Raw genomic sequence first — 2,743 nt, forward strand, 5'->3', positions numbered from 1 at the left:
GACCTGGCCGCCCGCTGGGGCCCCGCCCGCGCCCTCGGCCTCGCCGCCCTCGCCGCCGGCGCCGTGACCCCCGGCCGGGCCGGCCTCGACCGCCTCGCCGAGGCCGTCCACCTGCTCGCCGCCTCACCGGCCCGGGCCGAACACGCCCGCGCCGAGTTCGGCCTCGGCCGCGCGCTCCTCCTCGCCGGCGACCCGGCCGGCGCCCGCGAACACCTGCGGACCGCCACCGCCCTCGCCGGCGGCTGCGGCGCCCTCGCCCTCGCCAGGGCCGCCCGCCGCCTGCTGATCACCGCCGGCGGCCGGATGCCCGAGGTCGCCACCTCCGCCGCCGACCTGCTCACCGGCGCCGAACTCAGGGTCGCCGGCCTCGCCGTCGACGGCGCGAGCAACCGGCAGATCGCGCGCACCCTCTTCGTCACCGTGCGCACCGTCGAGTCCCACCTGACCAGCGTCTACCGCAAACTCGGCGTCACCCGCCGGGACGGCCTCGCACCCGCCCTCGACGGTGCCCGCCGCGGCGCCGTCCGGGCCGCCGAGGAACCGCCCCCGGCCGGCGGGCCGACCGGCTGACGACCACCACCTCCACCCCGCGCCGATCCGGCGCACCTCACACGGCAAGGGAGCCCGAGACCCGGGTGAACTGGATGAACGACGTTCCTGTGAGCCCGTGGGGCGAGACTCGCGACCCCACGGCGACCCCGTCGACGGCCCGGCCGACCAGGCCCGAGGCCCCGGACGGTCCCGGGCTGCCGCCCACCCACGGCGCGCCCCCGATCGAGACCGATGCCGCTGAAGGCGCGCACGTCGACGAGGGGGCGGCGAGAACCGGGGCCGCGGTTCCGGCGCCGGGAGGGCAGCGCGCGCTCGACCCGGCGCACCCCGGTGCCCGATCGGCGCCCATGGTTCCGTCGGACGCGAGCCCGCCACGCGCGCGGCAGCGCGAGCGTGCCGCCCTCGCCTCCGTCCTCGACGCTGCCTTTGCCCCGGCCACTGCCGCCGCCCCGGCCACCGCCGGCGCCCGCCCGGTCGTCGTGGCCGTCACCGGTGCGCTCGGTTACGGACAGAACGCGCTGGTCCGGTGGGGGGCCACCCGAGCCGAGCGGGCCGGGCTGCGGGTCCTGCGGGCCCGCGCCGCCCACGCCGAGTCGGGGCCGGCCCTCGGGGCCGTCGCCCAGTGGCTCGGCTCCCTCGACGGGCCGCTCGACCACCGCCTCGACGGTCCCCTCTCCGGCCTCGCCGAGTTACTGCGCGCCGCCAGGAGCCGGCCGACCGTCCTCGCACTGGAAGACGCCCAGTGGCTCGACGCGCGGTCCCTGCACTGGCTGGGTGCGCTCTCCCGGCGCTGGGCCGGCGTCCCGCTCGTGCTGCTGTGCGGCGGCAGCCGCCTCGGAACGCCCGACCCCGACTGGTACGACCTGCTGGCCGGGACCTCCGGCGCGGCCGCCGTCCACCGGCTCGCCCTCGGGCCCCTGGACGGCACCGACGTCGCGGGCACCGTGCTGCGGGCCTGCGGCGGCCCGGGGGAGGAGGGGTTCGCCACGGCGGCGGGCCGGATCTCCGCCGGACACCCCGAGGTCCTCGACGACATCCTGCGGCGGTTCGCCGGCGACGGCCACCGCCCCGTCCTCGCCCGCGTGCCCGAACTCGCCGCCCTCGGCGGCACCGTGACCGGCGACCACCTGATGCGCGCCCTGCGCGGGCACAGCGACGAGGTGGTGGCCGTGGTGCGGGCGCTGGCCGTCTGCGGCGACCTGCTCGACTTCCCGCTCACCTGCCTCCTCGCGGGCCTCGACACCCTGAACGAGGCCCGGCTGCGCGCCGTCCTCGCCGAACTGCCCGGCGTCATCGCCGGCCCCGGCGTCGAACCGCTGCTCGTCCCGGCGCTGCGCTCCCGCGTCCTGGCCGCCGCCACCGCGGCCGAGCGCGCCGACCTGCACACCCGGGCCGCGGAACTGGCCCACCGGGCCGCCGCCGACGACCTCGCGGTGGCCGCCCTGCTGCTCGGCGCGGCCCCCGCCGGCCGCCCCTGGGCCGTCCGGGCCCTGCAGACCGCCGCCGAGGCCGCCGCCCGGCGGCAGAACCAGCGGCACGCCGCCGCCCTGCTCGGCCGCGCCCTCGCCGAACGCCCCGCACCCGCCGAACACGCCCGCCTCACCCTCGAACTCGCCGCCACCCACCTGATCGCCGAACCCGAAGCCGGCGACCACACCCTCGACGCGATCCTCCGCCGCCCCGCCGCCGCCGGCCCCGCCGCGGGTTCGTACCTCGCTGCCGCCGATGCCGCCGCGGGTTCGTTCGCGGCTGCCGCCGAGGTGGGCCCGTGTTCGGAGCTCGCCGCTCTGCCGCCGCGTGCCGCGTACCCGGATTCGCCCGCCTGCCCTGGTTCTGCCGCGGGTTCGTACGCGGCTGCCGCCGAGGCCGGCCCGTGTTCGGCGCTCACCACCCCGACCACCCCCACCCCCACCTCCGCCCTGCGCGTCCGCGCCGCCGACCTCGGGCTCACCGGGGGTGCGGCCACCGTCGTGCGGCGGGCCGTCGCCGAGACGCTGCCCCGGCCGGAGGAGCCGTACCACGACGAGCTGCTCGCGCTCTTCTGGTGCGCCGACCCGGCCGATGACGGCGAGTCCGCCCTTCCGCTGCCCGAGTTGCCGCAGCTGCCGCCGTGCCCGACGGTCCCCGCGCAGGCAGCGGTCCGGGCCTGGCAGCTCGCCGTCGGCGGCCGCCCGCGCGACCAGGCCGGTGC

The 2,743-nt window shown here is 79.7% G+C and carries 2 protein-coding genes; both read left to right on the forward strand.

What is annotated here, in order from left to right; translation table 11 throughout:
• A partial coding sequence (locus ACFV4F_RS43060) for a LuxR C-terminal-related transcriptional regulator (RefSeq protein ID WP_380511445.1) occupies nucleotides 1–570 on the forward strand: 570 nt, incomplete at its 5' end.
• A 329-nt stretch (nucleotides 571–899) separates the two neighbouring features.
• A partial coding sequence (locus ACFV4F_RS43065; protein WP_380511448.1) for an ATP-binding protein occupies nucleotides 900–2,743 on the forward strand: 1,844 nt, incomplete at its 3' end.

The organism is Kitasatospora sp. NPDC059722 (genome assembly GCF_042733235.1).
In the GTDB taxonomy this organism is placed as follows: domain Bacteria; phylum Actinomycetota; class Actinomycetes; order Streptomycetales; family Streptomycetaceae; genus Kitasatospora.